The following is a 20,869-nucleotide window of genomic DNA, read 5'->3' as shown; positions in this document are numbered from 1 at the left end:
TAAAAAAGCTACACAAAGTAGGTGAATTTATGGAAAAACTTAAAACATCAGTTCAATATTTAAAAGGAGTAGGCCCGAAAAGATATAAACTTTTAAACAGATTGAATATAGAAACTATAGAAGATTTAATATATTTTTTACCAAAGGCATATGAGGATAGAAGAGAATTAAAAAAAATCATGAGTTTGCAAGATGGTGAAAAGACTAGTGTTAAAGTTATAATAGAAAACGATCCATATGTATATAGGCCGAAAAGAAACATATCGATAACTAGAGTACTAGTAAAAGATGACACTGGAGTGGCACAACTAATATGGTTTAATCAGGACTATATAGTTAAAAGCTTAAAAAAGGGTGAAACTATAAAAGTAAATGGAAAGGTTAAAAAATCCGGAAAAATTATAGAAATTCATAATGGCGTATACGTAAAGGAAGGAGAAGAAAGTGATAAAATAGGACAAATTCTTCCTATATATAGCTTAACAGAAAAGCTTAAAAATAATGATTTAATAAAGATTATGGATACTGCATTGTATGAATACTTAGAATATGTTGATGATAAACTACCAGAATATATAATAGAAAAATTCAACCTACCTAATCTACAAGACTCATTAAGAAACATACATTTCCCTAAAAATAGAAGCCACTATATAAAGTCAAGAAAAAGGCTTGCATTTGAAGAGTTATTTACTCTTCAACTAGGACTTTTGCTAATAAAGAATAAATATAATATAAAAAAAGACTATATAGAATATCCACAAACACCAGAACTAGAAAATTTTATACAAGATCTTCCGTTTGAACTCACTAATGCTCAGGCAAAAGTATTTAAAGAGATATGTAATGATATGGAGTCTACTAAACAAATGAATAGGCTAGTGCAAGGAGATGTTGGATCAGGAAAGACTATCATTGCTGTCCTTGCTATGTATAAGGCCTTTAAGGGTGGATATCAGTCTGTAATGATGGCTCCGACAGAAATACTAGCAACACAGCACTACGAAAGCATAAGTAGCTTATTTAAAGGCTATGGTGTAAAATGTGAGCTTCTTATAAGTAGCATTAGTAAAAAGAAAAAGAAAGAAATAATTGAAAGAGTTAAAAATGGAGAAACTCACATATTAATAGGAACACATGCACTTATAGAGGACTATGTAGAATTTAAAAGCTTAGGGTTAGCTGTAACTGATGAGCAACACAGATTTGGAGTAAGGCAAAGAGCAAAACTATCTTCCAAAGGAGAAAGCCCAGATATCTTGGTTATGACTGCTACTCCAATACCTAGAACACTTGCACTTATACTATATGGTGATCTAGATATCTCTATAATAGATGAATTACCACCAGGGAGAAAACAGATAAAAACATACGTTAGAAATAACAGTAGCAAATATAAGATATATGATTTTATAAAAACACAGATTAAAGAAGGAAGACAGGCTTATATAGTATGTCCTCTAGTAGAAGAATCTGAAACTTTAAATATAAAATCTGCAACTGAATTATACGATGAATTAAAGGAAAACGAATTTAAAGACTTTAATATAGAACTACTTCACGGAAAAATGAAGTCGAGTGATAAAGATGAAATAATGATGAGATTTAAAAATGGAGATGTGGATATACTTATATCTACGACAGTAATAGAAGTAGGTGTTAATGTTCCAAACGCTAGTATAATGATGATTGAAAATGCTGAAAGATTTGGATTAGCTCAGCTACATCAATTAAGAGGTAGAATTGGAAGAGGAGAATATCAATCATACTGTATACTTATAAATGAGAGCAATAGTAAAGTTGCAAGACAGAGAATGGACATAATGGAAAAGACTAATGATGGATTCATAATATCAGAAAAAGATTTGGAAATAAGAGGTCCTGGAGAATTTTTTGGAACAAGGCAACATGGATTACCAGAATTAAAGATAGCTAAATTACCATCAGATATAAAAATTTTAAAAGTAGCTCAAGAAACTTGTTTTGAAATTTTAAAAATTGATCCCAATTTAGAACGAAAAGAACATGAAGGAATTAAACAAAAGATAAAAGAAATGTTTGATAAAGAAAATCTAATTATATTTAACTAAGTATAGAAATGATTATAAGATGGTTAAAAAATTGCGCAATTAAACTAGGATCACTATAAGAAAATATAATGACTATATGAACTGGATATAATAGAAAAAATTACTAGTTTAAAAACGCTTTCTTTTGCAGATATTAATACTACAAAGCAAAAGGAGGTGTAAAACATGCCAAGTACAAACAGTAGTAATAAAATAGTTGTTCCTGAAGCTCGTCAAGCTTTAAATCAAATGAAAACTGAGATTGCAAGTGAGTTAGGATTAAGTAACTATGAGTCAATAGACAAGGGAAACCTATCTGCTAGACAAAATGGTTACGTTGGTGGATACATGACAAAAAGACTAGTAGAGCAAGCTCAAAGATCATTATCTGGAAAATAGTTTTAAAATATAATTTTGTGTAAAAACAAAAAAAGAAGGATCTCTTTAAATAAAGGGATCTTTTTTTATGAGAAATTTTAGAACATTACTATTTAAAAAAGTAATAAGTAGAAAATTTGTTATAGATTCAATTTATACAACTATATGAAAACATATAAAAAGTAGTTATTTAATTAACATGACTGAGTGAAAATGATATTTACATTCTCATATAACGGTGATAGAATAATTATCGAATAGTTAGTTTATGAATAACGGAAACTGTTGCAAAATACACATAAAATACGCAAAAGTACTATTGTGATAAATAACGATATATTCTATAAAAATAACGATATTCATAATACTCCAAATACTATGAAAATTTTTCGGAGGTGCAAAAAGAATGATAAATATCATAATAGACGGAAAAAAAGTTCAAGTGGAAGAGAAAACTAGTATAATAGAAGCGGCTAACGGAATTGGAATAGATATACCAAATTTTTGCTATGATAAAGAACTTACATCTTTTGGGGGCTGTAGAATATGTGTAGTAGAAGTAGAAGGAGCTAGAAATCTTATGGCTGCTTGCTCCACAGAAGTAACAGAGGGTATGATTATACAAACAGAATCTAAAAAAGTTATAGAGACTAGGAAAAACCTACTAGACTTGATACTATCTAATCATCCACAAGACTGTTTAACATGTAGTAAAGTTGGAGAATGTAAACTTCAGGAGTATTGTATTAGATATGGAATCAAAGAATCTTCATTTATAGGGGAAAAGAAGAATCATCAAATAGATGACTTAAATCCTGTTATGGAAAGAGATCAAAATAAATGTATTTTATGTGGAAAATGTGTGAGAGTGTGTAAAGAAGTTCAGGTTACAGGTACTATTGAATTTACAGGAAGAGGATTTAATTCCAAGGTTACAACTGCATTCGACGACTCTATTGATTACAAGAATTGTAGAATGTGTGGACAATGTATAAGTGTCTGTCCAACTGGAGCACTTGTAAATAAACAATTAAAGAATGTAAGACCATGGGAAGTAACAAAAGTACGTACAACATGTCCATTTTGTGGTACTGGATGTAATTTTGATTTAAATATTAAAGGTGGAAAAGTAGTAGGCGTTACTCCTACAGATAATGCACCTGTTAATGAATCTGCGATGTGTGTTAAAGGGAGATATCATATAGATATTATGAATAGCCCAGATAGACTAACTAAACCATTAATAAAAAAGGATGGAACATTTATTGAATCAAGTTGGGATGAGGCTCTAAGTCTTATAGTAAGAAAAATAAATGATATAAGAGAAAAGCATGGTGCAGATGCATTAGCAGGATTAAGCTCAGCACGTTGTGTAAATGAAGATAACTATGTATTTCAAAAAGTTATGAGAGTAGCTATGGGAACAAATAATGTAGATCATTGCGCGAGAACTTGTCATGCACCGACTGTTGCTGGACTTGCGACTACACTTGGAGATGGAGCTATGACAAACTCTATTGGTGAAGTAGTAGATAATGAGGTGTTATTTATTATAGGTTGTAATGCTACAGAAGCCCATCCAATCATAGGAAATAAAATGAAGCAGGCTGCTAGAAAAGGGTCTAAGTTAATAGTAGTAGATCCTCGTCGTACAGAACTTGCAGAAATGGCCACTCTATACTTACCCTTACAATCAGGAACTGACGCAGCTCTTGTAAATGGTATGATAAATATTATAGTAAATGAAGGATGGCACGATGATGAATATATAAAAACTAGATGTGAAGGGTTTGAAAATATGTGGGATACCGTTAAAGGATATACACCAGATGTCGTAGAAAGAATTACTGGTATTCCAAAAGGCGACTTATATGAAGCTGCTAGATTATATACAGGTACTAAAAAGGCGGGTATATTCTATACGTTAGGAATTACCGAGCATACTACAGGAACTGCAAACGTTATGAATCTTGCAAACCTTGCTATGGTAACTGGACATCTAGGTATTGAAAATGCAGGTATAAATCCATTAAGGGGACAAAATAACGTTCAAGGATCTTGTGATATGGGTGCTTTACCAAATAATTTTCCAGGATATAAAGATGTTAGTGATTTAAAAAACTTAGAATTCTTTGAAAAAGCTTGGGGAGCTAAATTAAGATCTGAAAAAGGACTTAGGATTCCAGAAATGATAGATGGAGCATCAGACGGAACTCTTAAATTTATGTATGTTATGGGAGAAGATCCTGTGTTGACTGATCCGGATGCTAATCATATAAAGGCAGCTCTAAAGAAACTAGATTTTTTAGTTGTGCAAGATATATTCTTATCAGAGATAGCTACATATGCAGACGTAATCTTGCCTGCAACTTGTTATGGTGAAAAAGATGGTACGTTTACAAATACAGAGAGAAGGGTACAGAGGGTTAGAAAAGCGGTAAATCCACCAGGTAGAGCTAGATTAGATTGGGAAATATTATGTGATATAGCAAATCGTTTAGGACATGATATTAATTACTCTTCAGCAGAAGATATATTTAATGAAATAAGAAGAACTATACCTAGTTATGCAGGTATAACATATGAAAGACTTGATGAAGGTGGAATTCAATGGCCATGTCCAACTGTTGAGCATCCAGGAACGAAGTTTTTACACAAAGGAAAATTCTCAAGAGGACTAGGACTAATGTTGCCAGTAGAGTACGAACCACCAGCAGAACTTGTGTGTGAGGAATATCCTACACTTCTTGCGACAGGAAGAATGCTGTATCATTACTGTATTACCACTAGACATCTAGAAACTTTAATGAAAATAAGACCTCATGAGTTAGCTGAGATAAATCCTATTGATGCAGAAAAACTTGGAGTGAAAGAAGAAGAATTTATAAGAGTAACATCTAGACGTGGTTCTATATTGACAAGAGTAACTATAACAGAGAGAGTCAAGCCTGGAATGATGTTTATGACATTCCATTATAAAGAATCTCCTGTAAATGAACTTACAAACTCAGCTTTTGATCCTGTTACAAAGACACCAGAGTATAAAATTACTGCAGTAAAAATAGAAAAATTAGATGATAAAGAAGAAGTTATAGTTTAAGAGAGAGAACAAAAAAACAATATACAATAGATAAAAGCTTTTGATATGTTAGAAATTAACAGATTAAAAGCTTTTATCTATTGTTAAATAAAAATATTAATTTTAACCACAGATAGAATAAAATTCAAAAAAGTAAATTAAATTATATTAAAAAACACAGTAGTATATTTTAGAGTTGAAAAAAACCTATATTACTTTAGAATCAACTTAACAAGATAAATTAAAAGAAGGTGAGCAAAGTGATTAAAGGTATAGAACTTGAATTAGCTAAAGAAATATTGTTATCAAAAGTAAAGACTACAGAAGTTGAAAGTATTAATATAATGGAGTCATTAAATAGAGTATTAGCGGAAGATATATATGCAACTATAAATGTTCCGGAATTTAACAGATCACCACTAGATGGATATGCAGTTAAGTCCAATGATGTAAAGAATGCTTCGAAAGAGAATCCTATAAAACTTAAGGTAATAGGAACTGCTCCGGCAGGTCGTGTTTTTAAAGGAGAAGCTAAAGAGAACACTACTATAAAGATAATGACTGGAGCTATGATACCTCATGGATATGATACTATAATAAGAAAAGAAGATACTGATGAAGGTATAGAATTTGTAAACATATATGTAAGTTCAAAGGCATATGAGAATTTTGTAGATATAGGAGAAGACGTTAAAAAAGGAGAAAAATTAATACTTAAAGGAACTACGATAAATCCAGGATGTGTAGGAATGTTTGCTGCACTAGGAATGAGAGAAGTTAATGTTTATAAAAAACCTAAGATAGGGGTTCTATCTACAGGAACAGAGCTTAGAGATATAACACAGAGCTTAGATGAGGGTAAAATATACAATAGTAATATATATAGTATATCAGCATCTATCATTCAGCATGGAGGAATTCCTATAAGCTTAGGAATCGTAGAAGATGATCTAGAAAAAATATCAGAGATATTTAGAGAAAAGGTAAATGAATGTGACTTTATAATATCTACAGGAGGAGCATCTGTAGGGGATTATGACTTAATTCAAAATGCATATGACAAAATAGGAGCAGAAACTATATTCTCGAGAGTAAAAATGAAGCCAGGAACACCAGCATTAGCCTCAGAGTACAAAGAAAAGATTTTAATAGGACTTTCAGGAAATCCTGGAGCAGCTCTTATAACATTTGAAGTTATGGTAAGACCTCTTATAAAGAAAATATGTGGTAGTAGAAATTGGGAAAGAAATAAAGTTGTAGGAGTAATGATGGATGATTTCAAGAAGACAAGTAGTCAAAGAAGATTCATGAGAGTAAAAGTTGTAAAAAAGGAAGAAAGAGTGGAGATTTACTTGTCCGGAAAACAAAATCCAGGAGTGTTAAGATCTATGATAGATTGCAATGGACTAGTAGATATTCCTTCAAATAGTTCTCCTCTAGAAAAGGGACAAAAAGTAGATGTTATATTATTAGATGAAGAAGGAGCAAAATAAAATGATACCTGTTATTTCTATGGTCGGATATTCTAATTCAGGGAAAACCACTATATTAACTAAAATAATAAGCGAATTAAAAAATAGAGGGTATAAAGTAGCTGTGATAAAGCACCATTGTGGTGACTTTGATATAGATCATAAGGGTAAGGACACTTATATGCACATGGAAGCTGGAGCCGATACAGTTATGTTATCTTCACCCAACAAATTTGCACTTATATCGAATGTAGAAAAAGAAAAGAGTTTAGATGACTTAATAAGTTATATTAATGATGTAGATATAATAATTACTGAAGGATATAAGAGTGAGAATAAACCAAAGATTGAGGTCTATAGAGAATCAATAGGAAAAGGAAGAATTAAATGTAAAAGTGAAGAACTAATATGTATAATAAGTGATAGTTATATAGACGAAAATATACCTTACTTTAACTTTGAAAACGTAAAAGAGATAACAGACTTTATAGTGAATGGTTATATTATACAATCTATAACCATTGAAAATTAGTTATTTAACTAACATACTTATTTTAAAAATACTATTTACTTTTTAAAATATTGATGTTAGAATAACATCGAGGAACCCAAAAAGGAATAACGGAAGCAGCTTCCTGTTTTTTTTATGCCATCGTGATTCCCAAAAAGGAATAACGATAATGGCTTCAATAGTTAAAAATATAAGTTATAAATGCAATGCTAGAAGATTTATGTAGTTTGAATATTATAAATTGGAGGTGGGATTATGGTTACATTCGTTATAGACGGTAAAAAAGTTACAGTAAAAAAAGGAACTACTATACTAGAAGCTGCTAAAGAAAACGGAATAGATATTCCACACTTATGCTATGACAAAGAACTCTCATCTTTTGGTGGCTGTAGAATATGTGTAGTAGAAGTAGAAGGAGCTAGAAATCTTGTTGCTTCTTGTTCTGTAGAAGTATCAGAAGGTATGGTTGTACAGTCAGAATCTAAAAGAGTTGTTGAAGCTAGAAAGAATATATTAGATTTATTATTATCAAATCATCCAAAGGATTGCTTAACTTGTGATAAAGTTGGGAATTGTGGACTTCAATCATATGCTTATAGATATGGTGTAAGAAAACCTTCATTCGAAGGTGAAAGAAAGAATTATGCTATAGAAAGCTTAAATCCCGTTATGGAAAGGGATCAAAGCAAATGTATTTTATGTGGTAAATGTGTAAGAGTATGTAGTGAAATTCAAGTTACTACAGCTATAGACTTCGTAGGTAGAGGTTTTGATTCTAAAATAGCTACAGGGTTTGATGAACCAATAGATTACAAAAACTGTAGACTTTGCGGACAATGTATAAGTATGTGTCCTACAGGTGCGATTTCAAATAAACAATTAAAAGGAATAAAGCCATGGGAAGTAACAAAAGTTCGTACTACATGTCCATTCTGTGGTACTGGATGTAACTTTGACTTAAATGTTAAAGATGGAAAAGTGGTAGGGGTAACTCCAAATCCAGATTCCCCGGTAAATGGTAGATCTCTTTGTGTAAAAGGAAGATACCATATAGATCTTATAAATAGTGAAGAAAGACTTACTACTCCTCTAATCAAGAAAAAAGGAGAGTTTGTAGAAGCAAGCTGGGAAGAAGCTATGAAACTGGTAATTGGTAAATTAAAAGATACAAAAGAACAATATGGATCAGATTCAATAGCAGGATTAAGTTCGGCACGTTGCGTAAATGAAGATAACTTTGTTTTCCAAAAAATGATGAGAGTAGCAGTAGGTACTAATAACGTAGATCACTGCGCTCGAACCTGACACGCTCCTACAGTTGCAGGTCTTGCAACTACATTAGGAAGTGGAGCTATGACAAACTCTATCGGTGAGGTAGAGGGTAATGAAGTATTATTTATTATAGGATCAAATGCTACAGAGGCACATCCTATAATCGGAAATAAAATGAAAAAAGCTGCTAAAAATGGATCAAAACTTATAGTAATAGATCCTCGTCGTACAGAACTTGCAGAAAGAGCCACACTATGGCTTCCATTAAATTCTGGTACGGATGCAGCGTTAATAAATGGTATAATGCACATCATAGTGAGAGAAGGATGGCATGATAAAGAATTTATAGAAAGTCGTTGTACAGGATTTGAAAGTGTATTAGAAGTAATAGAAAATTATCCACCTGATGTAGCAACTAGGATAACAGGAATATCAGAAGAATTATTATATGAAACTGCTAAACTTTATACTAGTACTAAAAAAGCAGGTATATTCTATACACTAGGAATCACAGAACATACAACGGGAACAGCTAATGTTATGAATCTTGCAAATCTTGCTATGATTACAGGACATCTAGGAATAGAGAATGCTGGAATTAATCCAATGCGTGGACAAAATAACGTTCAAGGCGCTTGTGATATGGGAGCACTTCCAAACACATTCCCAGGATATCAAAACGTTGAGGATGAGAAAAACTTAAAGTTCTTTGAAGAAACTTGGGGAACAAAGTTAAATTCTAAAAATGGACTTAGAATACCAGAAATGCTAGATGAAGCACATGATGGAAACGTTAAGGCTATGTATGTTATGGGAGAAGATCCTGTTCTTACAGATCCAGATGCAAATCATGTTAGAAAATCTTTAAATAATTTAGACTTTTTAGTAGTTCAAGATATATTCTTATCAGAAACTGCTAAGCTTGCAGATGTAGTATTACCAGCAACATGCTATGCTGAAAAAGATGGAACATTTACAAATACTGAAAGAAGAGTTCAAAGAGTTAGAAAAGCAGTAGATCCACCAGGAGAAGCAAGACTAGACTGGAAAATACTATGTGAAGTAGCAAAAGGTTTAGGAGCAAAAGGGTTTGACTACAGAGATTCAGAAGAAATTCATGAAGAAATTAGAAAAACTACTCCTAGCTATAGAGGAATAAGTTATCAAAGAATAGACAAAGTTGGTATACCATGGCCATGTCCAACAGAAGACCATCCTGGAACTCCAATTCTTCATAAGGGAACTTTCCCTAGAGGAAAAGGATTAATGCTTCCAGTTGAATATGAGCCACCAGCAGAGCTTACTTGTGAAGACTATCCAATACTTCTTACAACAGGTAGAATGCTATACCACTACAATGTCATGACTAGATGGTCTGATAAACTAGATGGTATAAGACCACATGAACTTGCAGAGATAAATCCAGTAGACGCGAAGAGACTAGGATTAGAAGAAGGAGACTTTGCAAGAGTATCTTCTAGACGTGGATCTATAGTGACTAGAGTAACAGTAACTGAAAGAGTTAAACTAGGAATGGTATTTATGACATTCCACTATAGAGAATCACCAGTAAATGAACTTACAAACTCAGCTTTTGACCCAGTTACAAAAACTGCGGAATACAAGGTATGTGCTATAAAAGTAGAAAAAATTGAAGATATGCAAGAAGTAGTTATATAGTATTTAAAACTCCAAAAAGATAAAGTTAAGATATTTAAGCACTATCAGTTCATTAAAATAGAATACTGATAGTGCTTTATTATATTTATAATAAATATAGATAGAAATTTTAAATATTGAACTAATTTTACTTTAATAGTCTTTGTGCATAATAATTTAATATGTTAAAATACTGTTAGTAGTAAGGAGATGATACGAATGAGAGTTATAACAGGAATAGCCAGAGGACATAGTTTAAAGTCACCTAAAGGATTAAACACTAGACCGACCTCGGACAAAGTAAAAGAATCTATATTTAATATATTAGGATATATAGATGAAAAAAGTACTGTACTGGATTTATTTTCAGGTTCAGGAGGTATCGGTATAGAATTTTTAAGTAGAGGCGCTGAGACTTGCTACTTTGTGGACAGTGATATTAATAGTATTAAAATTATAAAAGAAAATCTTTCAAACACTAGGCTTTTAGAAAAGTCCTTGGTTTATAAAAATAATGTAAATAGAGCTATAAAAATATTAGGAAGTAAGAAAATTAGATTTGACTATATATTTCTTGATCCTCCTTATGCTAAAGAACATGTTATGTCTACCTTAGAAAATATAAGTGAAGAAAATTTGCTAAATAAAGAAGGAAAAATCATAGTAGAACACGAAACAAAACTAGAGCTACCAAATCAAAGTCATGGTTTTGTAAAAGCAGATTATAGAAAGTATGGAGATACTTCAGTTTCTTTTTATACTTATGAGGAGGTTCAAAATTAATGATAGCAGTATATCCAGGTAGCTTTGATCCAGTAACTAATGGACACTTAGATATAATAGATAGATGTTCTAAAAAATTTGATAAAGTGATAGTAGCCGTATTAAATAATTCTTCTAAAAATAGTATGTTTTCAGTAGAAGAAAGATCAGAACTTCTTGAAGAAGTTTTAAAAGATTATAAAAATGTAGAAGTAGATACTTTCTCAGGGCTACTAATAGACTATGTAAGAGAAAACAATATTGATGTAATAGTAAGGGGACTAAGAGCAGTTTCAGACTATGAATATGAAATGCAAATGGCTTTAACTAATAAAAGCCTATATAACGATATAGAGACTGTGTTTTTAATTTCAAGCACACAGTATTCTTTTTTAAGTTCAAGTATAGTAAAAGAAGTAGCTATGTTCAATGGAGACATTTCTTCTTTAGTTCCTAAAATTGTAAAGGATGCTATTAAAGAAAAAACTAAGGAGGGGCAAAAATAAAATGGATATTTTCAAATTATTAGATGAGATAGAAGACATAGTAGAGAGTGGATCTAGTATACCTTTTGCTAGTAAAGTATTGGTAGATAAAAATGAACTACTAGAAATAATTACAGAAATAAGAGTAAAATTACCTGACGAACTAAAGCAAGCTGAGTGGATAAAAGAAGAGAGACAAAGAATACTTGCTGAGGCGCAGAGCGATGCTGACACTATGGTTAAAGAAGTTCAGCTACATATAGAAGAAATGGTAGATCGTCATGAAATAGTAAGCCAGGCTCAGGATAGAGCTCAAGAAATAATGGCGAAAGCACAAAGTAATGCAAAAGAAATACGCATAGGTGCAAATGAATATGCTGATGATATATTGAAAAATATGGAGAACAATTTAAGAGAATTAGAAGGAAGAATAAAGGATACTATAGACGTATTAGAGATAAATAGAAGTGAGTTAAGCGAAAATAGATAATATAAAGACAAATCAATGAAAGACTTAATCTATGTGGAATTTTTATCACATGCATTAAGTCTTTATTTTATGTAAATTTGTTATTTACTTAAGTAATGCTTAATAGTATACAGAGTTCCTGTTACAATAGAAATGGCTATAATTGTAACGACTACAGTTGCTTCTAATTTTAATGCAAATTTAAAAGTTGATAATGGGTTAGATGGATAGGAAGAAGTTATATTAGATGTAGTAGTTGAAATTATATTTAGTTTATCCTTAAAGAAGAATGTATATATTAAGTAAGTATATAAACTAGATAAAACACCGTGTAATACTTTTGAAATCAAATATAACTTTGAACTTATGTCTGTTTTATTCATCATACTTATTGCTTGACTATGAACTGAAAATCCACCCCATCCTATTATAAAGCTAACAGAACATAACTTTAATATAAGACTTATATTTAATTCAGATATGGATTTACATCCATTGGTTAACTCTATTATACCAGACAAGAGAGATTTAACTAGCTCTGAATCAATGTTTAATTGAGTCAAAGAAATCAATAAGCTAGATACATAGTTCATTATATTAGTAACATCTAAAATTTCTATAATTACCGAGTATACTATAATAAAGCCTCCTACCATAGTTATAGAATTAAATCCAGACTTTATAGAGTCACTCATCATCAAGCTAAAAGAGCTTAAATCTTTATTTTTTAAATTTAATAGTGCGTTGAAAGACTTTTTTATGTAATTTATATTAGAATTATTTTTTCTAAATTTATCATATTCTCCTAAGTATCTAAAAAGAATTCCTACGCTAATGGCACCAAGATAGTGAGATATTGATAGTAAAGTTCCTGCCAATGGATTTTTCAACATACCAATTGAAACGGCTCCTATTATGAATAATGGTCCAGAGGTACTACAGAAAGAAATTAGTCTCTGAGCCTCACTCTTAGTAATGGAATTTTCAGACCTTAAGTTGGAAACTAAGCTAGCTCCTACAGGATAACCTGATGTAACACTCATAGCAAATACAAAGGATCCCTTTCCAGGAACTCTAAACAAGGGATACATTATTGGCTCAAGTAGTATACCTATAAAGTCAACGAGTCCTAACTTTGTCAGAAGTTCAGCTCCTATAAAAAAAGGTAGTAAAGATGGTAGAACTACGAATAACCAAGTTTGAACACCTTCTAATGCAGCATCTACAGAATGTTTAGGATAAATTATTATACTTATAACCAAAAATAAGACTAAAAAAATAACAATAAAGTTCCATATATAAGATTTATTTTTTAATAATATGGAGAATAATATAATAAACATTAATATAATAATAAAAGTTAAAATAGTCATAATGACCCTCCTGTGATATATGTTACATTATATTTAAATTAATTGGTTAATATGATAATAAAATTGAATGTTTAAAAGGGGTGAATGTATTGGAAAATAAACCTACTATAGGGATAGCTTTAGGGTCAGGTGCTGCAAGAGGATTGGCACATATAGGAGTACTAAAAGCCCTAGAGGAAAATAATATAGACGTAGATGTTGTGGCTGGATGCAGTTCAGGAGCTTTAATAGGAAGCTTATACTGTTGTGATATAAAACCTTCTATGATTGGAGATATTGCAGCACGTGTAGATAGAAAACTATGGGTAGATATAACTGTTCCGAAAAGAGGAATTATAAAGGGCAAAAAAGTAGAAGAAATGATAAAACTACTTACTAAAGGAAAGAGAATAGAGCAGCTAAGCAAAAAATTTATAGCAGTAGCTACAGATTTAAAAAGTTCTGAGAAATATGTGTTTGAAGAAGGTCCAATATGTGAAGCAGTTAGAGCTAGTATATCTATACCAGGTGTATTCGAACCTGTTAAAGTAAAAGATATGATATTGGTAGACGGTGCAGTTTTAGATAGAATACCTGTATCTGAAATAAAAAAAATAGGTTCAGACATTACCATTGCTGTAGACTTAGGATATACAGTTTTTCAATCTAAAAAAAATAATATATTAGATACCATTATACAGTCAATCGACTTGCTAACAAGAAATGCAACCTTAAATAAAAAGCTAGAGGCAGATATTATTATAGCACCTGACTTATCTCATATAGGACCAACTAGATTTGATTTAGTAGAGGAGTGCGTAGAAATAGGATATAAAGCTACATTAGCAAAGATGGATGATATAGTAAAAAAGATAAATGAATATGAATAATTCATTTATCTTTTTAAAAAATATGGAGAAGTATAATAGTCTAAGCCAATATTAGAATTATTACTAAATCTATTGAGACCTGTAAAATAGATATCAGTAGCTTTTTTTGTCTAGCTCGATCATTTCATTTAAAGTTTCATTATTAAATTTATTGTAATTAGAAAATTTAGTTATTATGGGAAGATTAGATTTATATTTAATATCACTTAAAATTTTGATACCATTTTTACTAGCACCAAGAACTCGAATATATTGAGGGCCATAAGAGTTTAATTTATTAAAGGTATCTTTTTTTAGTCCTACTAATATATGAGTTAAAATTCTCTTAATTCTAGTTAAGGGATATCTTCTAGTTCCAATTTCTTTTAATACATGGTTTAAGTCATTAAAGTTATTAAAAGCTTTTAAGATTCTGTTTTGCAGTCCTTCTTCCATATCCATAATATTACAAATATTATTATAATCCATAGTTCTAACTAAATATAATAATATATCTCTGAAGTTATCTACGGAATTAAATGATTTATTTATATTTAAAAATTCTAACAGATACTTATATGTATCGTTAGGTATAGTACCTTTTATCTTATCTAAGTTTTTACTTCTAAAAAATTCTTCACGTATAGCTGTAGCACTTGCTATACTTCCGTTAATATTCTTATCATGGTAATTAGAAGAAATTCTTTTTAGGGTAAAAGGTTTTATTTTACTATTAAGTCTTTTTAGCGACTTAATATACTCTATACCTAATATATTATTAGGATTTGAAACTACACTTTCTATTTCATTATAATTAATATAATTATTATTTTTAAAAAAATTAGTTAATGCTATACTTCTAGATTTAGGATAAGACAAACCTTTATTTAAGTTACTTTTCAAATGCTCACTAAACTCTTTAGGTTCACTTAATAGAACACTAGCTATATCATCTAGAATGTCAATATTACCTGCCTCACTTCCAAAGCATATACTATCTATAATATTCAGACTATCTAATATCTTTATTGCACCATTAGAAAAGAACTCCGCACTTTGACAAGAATATATAAATGGTAGTTCTAATACTAAGTCAACTCCATTGTCTATAGCCATTTTAGCTCTAGACCATTTATCCACAAGAGCAGGCTCACCTCTTTGCAAAAAATTTCCGCTCATTATAGCTACAGAATATTCAGAGTTAGTTATCTTTTTTGACTCCAATAAATGATGCAAATGTCCATTATGGAAAGGATTATATTCAACTATTAAACCAACTATACCCATTAAAACACCTTCCTTTAAATTAAACAAAAATCATATATAGTTTTTTATATTTTATCATAAAAATATCTTTAATGTTTTTTTAGTAGATTAATATCTATAAGATATAGTGATCAAAAAAAGACATGAATTGAATCAATATGACAATAAAGTATCTTTATCAACATAAATTAAAAAAAGTGTCGACAAATACTTAAAACACAATTTGAAATATATATTGTAAATACTATTTATATATACTAGAATATTCGTTATATGACGCAAGACGTATATAAGTATATCACGGATGATTTGGGAAGAGTTATTGATGTAGAGGCAGACAATCTGATATTAAAAGAAGCAAAGAGAAAACCGGCAATGCAAAGAGTTGCTGGTAGAGAAAACATATTACCTAATGATGATGGTGGCCACTTAATAGGAAGACAATTTCACGGTTCGGGTGATATTGATAATCTTTTTGCTCAAAACAGTCAAATTAACCGTGCAGGTGGGGAATGGTATACGATGGAAAAAGAGTGGGCTAATGCATTGAAGGAAATACTACCAAGAAAGGTTTCTGTAAAAATAGACCCGATATATTCTAATGATTTATCAAGACCAGATTCTTTTGAAATAACATATGAAATTGAAGGCAAAGGAATAGTTGAGAAAATAATAAAAAATCAATCGGGAGGGTGATATACTTGGAGAAAAGACTAAATGATATATATAGACAAATTGCTGAAACAGTTAATGAAATGATTCCACAAGAATGGATAAAGTTTTACTTTTATGCACAAATATCAGAGGATGGTGGGAGTACTTATTTTTACTACCTTCCTGCATCAAATCTTGAGAGTTACGAATACAGTCTTGAAATTCCTTATAAATATAAAGTTGATGAACAGAAATTCAAAACAAATAAAAGGAAATTGTTTGCATTAGCGGAATCGATGAGAGAAGTTTTTAAAAACGAGAATCAAAAACTATGGTACTCATTTACATTAATATTAGATAGAACGGGAAAGTTAAAAGTTCACTTTGACTATACGAATTTGCTTGATAGCGACTATAGTTTTAGTGATCAACTTATTATTTGGAAATACAAATACTTAAATGAGAGACCTCAAGAGGCTGCACTACAAAATTTGATAAAAAAAATATATAGAAGAATATCCAGATAACCCAATATAATTTTTAAATACATATTTACTTAATTAGAACTAGAAATTTAGTAAAGGAACATCAGTTTCTGGTACAAAAATAAAATGTGAGATATTATTGCGTATTAGAACATAATACAGAAAATAAAAAAGAGTAGGAAGCTATTTGATATCAATAAGGAAAATATTTAATAATATTGAATAACTTTTAAATTATAGCGATTATCTTATGGTAGCCGTTTTTTTATATAGAGGTTATTAGATGTGAAATAATCCCAATGTAGCTACTTGGATGAACATAATATTATCAGAAGATAATACCTATACAGCAAACAAAGACCTTTTAGCATTTAAAAAAGCAGGAGGAACAGAAGCAGGATTACATGATATGGACCTTTTCTACTATGAAGTAGAAACAAAAGAGCAATACACAATAGGAGATCAAGTAAACTTTAGAAATAAAGAAATGTATATAAGTGAGATAAAAGCCCCTAAAGCCCTAAGGAATAAAAGTACAAGATAGATTAAACTTTAAGTAGTTGAATAAATAATCTAATACACTTTAAAACATGGGCTTTAAGGACGATAAAAGAATTTTAAAAGTTAGGATAACAAGGCTTGTAAAAACACCGTAAGCTGAAAGCAGAGAAAATCCAATATATTTACAAAAAACAGAGAAGGCAAAGAAATGTATAGGATATGAACTAAATCTATATGCATATGTAGGGAATAATCCTATAAACTATATAGACCCTAGTGGATATGGTAGTGAGAAAAAAAGAGAACTTCTATGTGAAGTCAGCTTTCAAACAGTTATTTTTAGGTAATTATACAGAGGATGTAAACGCACTAGGAAGAGGGTTGTAGATAGTCTCAGGACTTTTAGGAGCAGACATATTAGGAGATATTAGAGATATAACCCATGATATTCAAAACTGGGAATGATCATGGAAACATGTAGGGAAAACTGCACTTGATGGAATAGGATTACTACCTCTTGTTGAATCACTAAAGTATGTTGATGAAGGGGCAGATATACTAAAGCGCGGTAAAAATGCTAAGAGAACGGGTGATGTTTACACAAGTAAAGACAGTGATGAAATGAGAGATAAAATATTCTTTGGACAACGTAAAAATCCAAACAAAAAGGAGTTAATTGGTGGACATTCACCAAAAATTATAAACAATAACTCCAAGTATGCGGTTGATGTGATATCAACTAATGCTAATGGTCAAAAAGTTAAGTTTATAACTCAGTTTTCCTATGGAAATCTTGCGAAAATCAAGACAAGCATACTTTTTCCAGATACATGGTTCAATGATAAGATTATTGATAGCATAAAAAAAGCAGGAGACACTCCAAGTCTGGGTCAATGTGCATCTGATGGAGCAACATTACACAGGGGTATTAAAGATGGTGTACAAATAGAAGTTATTAAAATTGGTGATAATGTAGTAATTGGATATTCAACTGGAGGATGGGCAACGTCACTCCTATCAGGATTTAATTGACATTGAAGAAAGTGAAAATAAACTATTTATTCATTCTAGTAGATATCTTAGCAAAAGGATTATTCAGGAGGATTTTAATATGTATGAAGAATTAGAAGAATATCTATCAGGATCATTTACAATAGACTATTGGTACGATGAAGGCTTTACAATTGCTAGAGAAATGTTAGAGAAGTTTAACAAAAATGATTGGGAAAAGTTACTAGATAACATTCTTTTAAAACCTATAGCCTGGCAAATTAGATTTGCTTATTGCGTTGATAGTAATATTAATGATGAAATCATAGTACAAAGTTTGATTTTACTTTCTAGTATAGATAATGACGAGCTGTTTGAAACCTGTATGGATTCATTAAGAGTGATTGTTAATTCAGATAATATAGGACTAATTTCGGGTGATAAAACAATCATGAAACGGATTGAAACTATACTTCCAAAAAGTGGTATAGCAGTACGGAAGATATTTAAGGATTTTATAAAAAAATTGCAATGCTAAAATTATGATATTTAAAATTTAAAGATAGAGAACTCAAAAAATATAGCTAATTTAAATTAAATAAGTAAGAGGATTTTATAATATAGCTAAAAAAATAATTTAATTGATTACAAAATTTCTGGGCAATTTAAGTTTAAGAAATATTAGTATTTAAAAGGAAATTTGATAAATCAAGCATAAAAAGAATGCTGCATAACTTCAAAAATGCAGTAAAATGTAACTAAAAGAAAATAAAAAATATTATTATACCAATGAAAAAGATCAATATTTCAAGTAAGGAATATTGTACTTTTTTTATTGTAAAGAAATAAAATATAGTAAGGTTAATGAAAGGAATAGTATAAGATTTCAAAGAAAGTTTAACTGAAGATAGAAAGAGTATTAAAGTCATAGAAAGCTATGCTGATGATATAAGTTCTCCTATATCTTTTAGTAATAAAGTAGCTAATTTTAATGGTAGCTTATAAAAACTATACATAACAAACTATAAGGTTTTTTATAGTAATTCAACACATCATAGAAGGTACTATGAATATGAAACACCGAAGGGAAAAAAGTTGTGGCTTACCATACAAATAATATAGAGAAAGATTCACATACTCATGGTGGTAAAGTTCCAGATGGTGAAGATATATTAAATTATGATTTTAAAAACCCTGACTTAAGGTATGATACAGTTAAAATAGATTGTGACCATCACATATATTTTAAAAAGTAAATATGAAAGGAAGATAAGGCAGATAATGAACGATAGAAAGTTATTAATACAAAAAAAAGCAAATTATATAAAAGCAAAAAATGAAATGCAGGAGATAACAGCATTTACAGTAGTAGAGTTTTTAGAGATAGATTCGATAGATATGTTGAAATATAGGGAGAAACTAAAAGACCTGACTAGTAGGAGGATATGTCCTTCTATTGCAACAATAGATGTAAAAAGTGATGTCAAGGAAATTGTTCAATGGCTAAAAAAGGAACTGCCTTTTTTAGCTAATGAAGCTATATGGATAATTCCATGTGGGGATATGGGATTGTGGTGGGCAAAAGTAAAAGTGCTAGATTATTGTGATGCTTTGGAGCAATTGTGGAATCAAAAACATGAAATAAGTATAATTAATGTTGACAATGGATCGTTATTTCGAGTAGGCATTGATGAAGATATTATTGAAATTGCTCTTGCAAAAACTGATTAATAACTCTATCCAGCGTCTAACAAAGCAAAGCCATTAATACTATAATGCTGAAAGAACTTTTTTGCAGGACAGTTAATCATAGATCTTGAATATAAAACCTCACATTTCGTGAAAAGCTCCCATAATAAAAATGAACTTAAACAAGGTCAACATACACCAAAAATAACCCTATCTTAGAATATCTTTCATTTATACAAGCTGACATCGTTTTTCATATGGTGTCAGCTTTGCTTTTAGTTTTATATACTAATGATTATAGAAATAAATATAGTCATCTATGAGCTAACAGCTTCATAAAAACTTTTGGGTCTAGCTCTATAGATACGTTTAGATTTTAATGTACCAACAACAGGTGTGAAAGTAATAAATAAGGTTGATAAGGTAGTAGATGTTGCTAAAATAATAGATATAGTTAGTTATCGCACTGTGATTTAAATGATACTAAAAAACTTAAGATCCAGTAGAAAGGAAGAAAATCGGAATTAAATTTAGATCTGAGGGTATAAGTGAAGTTAGAAGCTTAAACAGAAGACAAGCTTTAAACTGATTTAAAATTAGATCAGGTATTTCAGGGTCATAACAGCCAAAATGTCAATGGACTGTTTGAGATGATATGATTAAAAAGACTAGAATGTAAAGATTATGAAGATCGTAGTCTAACACATCACGGGAGATATTATGAATATGATGCCCTACAAGTAAAGAGTACTGAAGTTGACTATACTAAGGATTTAGGTAATATCGATGCTGGTAAGTGAAAAAATGGTATAGATAAATTAACTTATGACTTTAAAAAAGAAATATACTTTAATCTGTATGGTTCTATTATCAAACGTCATATTTATCATAATATAATGAAATAACG

General features: G+C 30.4%; 19 protein-coding genes. 17 read left to right on the top strand and 2 right to left on the bottom strand.

Annotated elements, in window-relative coordinates:
* Positions 1-29: 29 nt before the first annotated feature.
* The 9 genes from recG to CURI_RS08305 all read left to right on the top strand — a co-directional run bounded on the left by recG (position 30) and on the right by CURI_RS08305 (position 12,177).
* Positions 30-2,090 (top strand): ATP-dependent DNA helicase RecG, encoded by a 2,061-nt coding sequence (recG, locus tag CURI_RS08350; protein WP_014967812.1) that lies wholly within the window; start codon positions 30-32, stop codon positions 2,088-2,090.
* A 165-nt stretch (positions 2,091-2,255) separates the two neighbouring features.
* Positions 2,256-2,468, top strand: coding sequence for an alpha/beta-type small acid-soluble spore protein (locus CURI_RS08345; RefSeq protein WP_014967811.1), 213 nt, complete (start codon positions 2,256-2,258; stop codon positions 2,466-2,468).
* 385 nt (positions 2,469-2,853) lie between these two features.
* On the top strand, positions 2,854-5,547 hold the full coding sequence (gene fdhF, locus CURI_RS08340) for a formate dehydrogenase subunit alpha (protein WP_014967810.1): 2,694 nt from the start codon (positions 2,854-2,856) through the stop codon (positions 5,545-5,547).
* A gap of 239 nt (positions 5,548-5,786) precedes the next feature.
* Positions 5,787-7,019 (top strand): molybdopterin molybdotransferase MoeA, encoded by a 1,233-nt coding sequence (locus CURI_RS08335; RefSeq protein ID WP_014967809.1) that lies wholly within the window; start codon positions 5,787-5,789, stop codon positions 7,017-7,019.
* A gap of 1 nt (position 7,020) precedes the next feature.
* On the top strand, positions 7,021-7,530 hold the full coding sequence (gene mobB, locus CURI_RS08330) for a molybdopterin-guanine dinucleotide biosynthesis protein B (RefSeq protein WP_014967808.1): 510 nt from the start codon (positions 7,021-7,023) through the stop codon (positions 7,528-7,530).
* A 234-nt stretch (positions 7,531-7,764) separates the two neighbouring features.
* Positions 7,765-10,461 (top strand): formate dehydrogenase subunit alpha, encoded by a 2,697-nt coding sequence (fdhF, locus tag CURI_RS15380; protein ID WP_014967807.1) that lies wholly within the window; start codon positions 7,765-7,767, stop codon positions 10,459-10,461.
* 189 nt (positions 10,462-10,650) lie between these two features.
* Complete coding sequence (rsmD, locus tag CURI_RS08315) at positions 10,651-11,223, top strand: 16S rRNA (guanine(966)-N(2))-methyltransferase RsmD (RefSeq protein WP_081580429.1); 573 nt, start codon at positions 10,651-10,653, stop codon at positions 11,221-11,223.
* Positions 11,223-11,708 (top strand): pantetheine-phosphate adenylyltransferase, encoded by a 486-nt coding sequence (coaD, locus tag CURI_RS08310; RefSeq protein WP_014967805.1) that lies wholly within the window; start codon positions 11,223-11,225, stop codon positions 11,706-11,708. Before rsmD ends, coaD begins: the two co-directional genes overlap by 1 nt.
* A gap of 1 nt (position 11,709) precedes the next feature.
* Complete coding sequence (locus CURI_RS08305; protein WP_014967804.1) at positions 11,710-12,177, top strand: hypothetical protein; 468 nt, start codon at positions 11,710-11,712, stop codon at positions 12,175-12,177.
* Between the two features lie 80 nt (positions 12,178-12,257).
* Here the strand turns inward: CURI_RS08305 and ylbJ are convergent, their stop codons facing one another.
* A complete protein-coding gene (ylbJ, locus tag CURI_RS08300; RefSeq protein WP_014967803.1) occupies positions 12,258-13,529 on the bottom strand; it encodes a sporulation integral membrane protein YlbJ in 1,272 nt (423 codons plus the stop codon).
* Positions 13,530-13,609: 80 nt separating this feature from the next.
* Between ylbJ and CURI_RS08295 the strand changes: the two genes are divergently transcribed.
* Entirely contained in the window at positions 13,610-14,398 is a 789-nt protein-coding gene (locus CURI_RS08295; RefSeq protein ID WP_266353317.1) for a patatin-like phospholipase family protein, read from the top strand.
* A gap of 93 nt (positions 14,399-14,491) precedes the next feature.
* Here the strand turns inward: CURI_RS08295 and CURI_RS08290 are convergent, their stop codons facing one another.
* Positions 14,492-15,664 carry a nucleotidyltransferase gene (locus CURI_RS08290; RefSeq protein ID WP_014967801.1) on the bottom strand — a complete coding sequence of 391 codons (1,173 nt, stop codon included), beginning with the start codon at positions 15,662-15,664 and terminating at the stop codon, positions 14,492-14,494.
* Between the two features lie 252 nt (positions 15,665-15,916).
* Between CURI_RS08290 and CURI_RS08285 the strand changes: the two genes are divergently transcribed.
* The 7 genes from CURI_RS08285 to CURI_RS08260 all read left to right on the top strand — a co-directional run bounded on the left by CURI_RS08285 (position 15,917) and on the right by CURI_RS08260 (position 20,004).
* Positions 15,917-16,339, top strand: coding sequence for a DNA/RNA non-specific endonuclease (locus CURI_RS08285; RefSeq protein ID WP_081580428.1), 423 nt, complete (start codon positions 15,917-15,919; stop codon positions 16,337-16,339).
* A gap of 5 nt (positions 16,340-16,344) precedes the next feature.
* Positions 16,345-16,824, top strand: coding sequence for an antitoxin YezG family protein (locus CURI_RS08280; RefSeq protein WP_014967799.1), 480 nt, complete (start codon positions 16,345-16,347; stop codon positions 16,822-16,824).
* A gap of 271 nt (positions 16,825-17,095) precedes the next feature.
* Complete coding sequence (locus tag CURI_RS08275) at positions 17,096-17,326, top strand: hypothetical protein (protein WP_014967798.1); 231 nt, start codon at positions 17,096-17,098, stop codon at positions 17,324-17,326.
* Between the two features lie 578 nt (positions 17,327-17,904).
* Positions 17,905-18,315, top strand: a complete 411-nt coding sequence (locus CURI_RS08270; protein ID WP_014967797.1) for an EndoU domain-containing protein — start codon at positions 17,905-17,907, stop codon at positions 18,313-18,315.
* Positions 18,316-18,394: 79 nt separating this feature from the next.
* A complete protein-coding gene (locus tag CURI_RS08265) occupies positions 18,395-18,811 on the top strand; it encodes a hypothetical protein (RefSeq protein ID WP_014967796.1) in 417 nt (138 codons plus the stop codon).
* Positions 18,812-19,370: 559 nt separating this feature from the next.
* The gene (locus tag CURI_RS15860; RefSeq protein WP_014967795.1) at positions 19,371-19,529 is read left to right on the top strand and encodes a hypothetical protein; all 159 of its coding nucleotides are present in this window, start codon (positions 19,371-19,373) and stop codon (positions 19,527-19,529) included.
* Positions 19,530-19,554: 25 nt separating this feature from the next.
* On the top strand, positions 19,555-20,004 hold the full coding sequence (locus tag CURI_RS08260) for a hypothetical protein (RefSeq protein WP_014967794.1): 450 nt from the start codon (positions 19,555-19,557) through the stop codon (positions 20,002-20,004).
* Positions 20,005-20,869: the final 865 nt, after the last annotated feature.

This window comes from Gottschalkia acidurici 9a, assembly GCF_000299355.1.
GTDB classification, from domain to species: domain Bacteria; phylum Bacillota; class Clostridia; order Tissierellales; family Gottschalkiaceae; genus Gottschalkia; species Gottschalkia acidurici.
Note: the sequence above shows the minus strand (reverse complement) of the source record. Positions and strands in the feature narration are given on the sequence as shown.

What these genes read in the sequence shown, in the direction of transcription:
- recG (WP_014967812.1), top strand. Translation starts at nt 30, where the DNA reads ATGGAAAAACTTAAAACATCAGTTCAATATTTAAAAGGAGTAGGCCCG.
- CURI_RS08345 (WP_014967811.1), top strand. Translation starts at nt 2,256, where the DNA reads ATGCCAAGTACAAACAGTAGTAATAAAATAGTTGTTCCTGAAGCTCGT.
- fdhF (WP_014967810.1), top strand. Translation starts at nt 2,854, where the DNA reads ATGATAAATATCATAATAGACGGAAAAAAAGTTCAAGTGGAAGAGAAA.
- mobB (WP_014967808.1), top strand. Translation starts at nt 7,021, where the DNA reads ATGATACCTGTTATTTCTATGGTCGGATATTCTAATTCAGGGAAAACC.
- rsmD (WP_081580429.1), top strand. Translation starts at nt 10,651, where the DNA reads ATGATACGAATGAGAGTTATAACAGGAATAGCCAGAGGACATAGTTTA.
- coaD (WP_014967805.1), top strand. Translation starts at nt 11,223, where the DNA reads ATGATAGCAGTATATCCAGGTAGCTTTGATCCAGTAACTAATGGACAC.
- CURI_RS08305 (WP_014967804.1), top strand. Translation starts at nt 11,710, where the DNA reads ATGGATATTTTCAAATTATTAGATGAGATAGAAGACATAGTAGAGAGT.
- ylbJ (WP_014967803.1), bottom strand. Translation starts at nt 13,529, where the DNA reads ATGACTATTTTAACTTTTATTATTATATTAATGTTTATTATATTATTC.
- CURI_RS08290 (WP_014967801.1), bottom strand. Translation starts at nt 15,664, where the DNA reads ATGGGTATAGTTGGTTTAATAGTTGAATATAATCCTTTCCATAATGGA.
- CURI_RS08285 (WP_081580428.1), top strand. Translation starts at nt 15,917, where the DNA reads ATGACGCAAGACGTATATAAGTATATCACGGATGATTTGGGAAGAGTT.
- CURI_RS08275 (WP_014967798.1), top strand. Translation starts at nt 17,096, where the DNA reads ATGAACATAATATTATCAGAAGATAATACCTATACAGCAAACAAAGAC.
- CURI_RS08270 (WP_014967797.1), top strand. Translation starts at nt 17,905, where the DNA reads ATGAGAGATAAAATATTCTTTGGACAACGTAAAAATCCAAACAAAAAG.
- CURI_RS08265 (WP_014967796.1), top strand. Translation starts at nt 18,395, where the DNA reads ATGTATGAAGAATTAGAAGAATATCTATCAGGATCATTTACAATAGAC.
- CURI_RS08260 (WP_014967794.1), top strand. Translation starts at nt 19,555, where the DNA reads ATGAACGATAGAAAGTTATTAATACAAAAAAAAGCAAATTATATAAAA.